This window comes from Brevibacillus sp. LEMMJ03 (assembly GCF_007197875.1).
In the GTDB taxonomy this organism is placed as follows: Bacteria; Bacillota; Bacilli; order Brevibacillales; family Brevibacillaceae; genus Brevibacillus; species Brevibacillus thermoruber.
Genome location: NZ_VKJN01000058.1, coordinates 1 through 589, shown reverse-complemented (window position 1 = coordinate 589; position 589 = coordinate 1). Strand labels below are relative to the sequence as shown.

General features: G+C 56.4%; 5 tRNA genes. All 5 read right to left on the bottom strand.

Annotated elements, in window-relative coordinates:
- The 5 genes from FOI68_RS22790 to FOI68_RS22770 all read right to left on the bottom strand — a co-directional run bounded on the left by FOI68_RS22790 (nucleotide 1) and on the right by FOI68_RS22770 (nucleotide 457).
- Nucleotides 1-77, bottom strand: a tRNA-Glu gene (locus FOI68_RS22790).
- 10 nt (nucleotides 78-87) lie between these two features.
- A tRNA-Leu gene (locus FOI68_RS22785) sits at nucleotides 88-172 on the bottom strand.
- Nucleotides 173-181: 9 nt separating this feature from the next.
- Nucleotides 182-258, bottom strand: a tRNA-Met gene (locus tag FOI68_RS22780).
- Nucleotides 259-284: 26 nt separating this feature from the next.
- Nucleotides 285-376, bottom strand: a tRNA-Ser gene (locus FOI68_RS22775).
- 5 nt (nucleotides 377-381) lie between these two features.
- Nucleotides 382-457, bottom strand: a tRNA-Asn gene (locus tag FOI68_RS22770).
- Between the last annotated feature and the right edge of the window lie 132 nt (nucleotides 458-589).

Genomic DNA, 589 nt, shown 5'->3' with positions numbered 1-589 from the left:
TGGTGACCCGTAGGGGATTCGAACCCCTGTATGACAGCGTGAAAGGCTGCTGTGTTAAACCACTTCACCAACGGGCCATGTTTCTGATGGTGCGGTCGGCGAGACTCGAACTCGCACGGGTCACCCCGCCACCCCCTCAAGATGGTGTGTCTGCCAATTCCACCACGACCGCAACTTAGGATGGTAGCGGTGGAGGGGCTTGAACCCCCGACCTTTCGGGTATGAACCGAACGCTCTAGCCAGCTGAGCTACACCGCCACGCACTATGAATGTTGTAAGGAAGATGGCGGAGAGTGAGGGATTCGAACCCTCGCTACGCTATTCGCATACTAACGGTTTAGCAAACCGTCCCCTTCGGCCTCTTGGGTAACTCTCCGCATATGGCTCCTCGGGAGGGACTCGAACCCCCGACCGATCGGTTAACAGCCGATTGCTCTACCGACTGAGCTACCGAGGAACGTTGAAGACTTCGCGCCTTCAAAACCGGATACGCATGGTTGGCAAAGGATATGGAGTGGATAAGTCCTCGACCGATTAGTATTCGTCAGCTCCACGCGTTGCCGCGCTTCCACACCGAACCTATCAACCT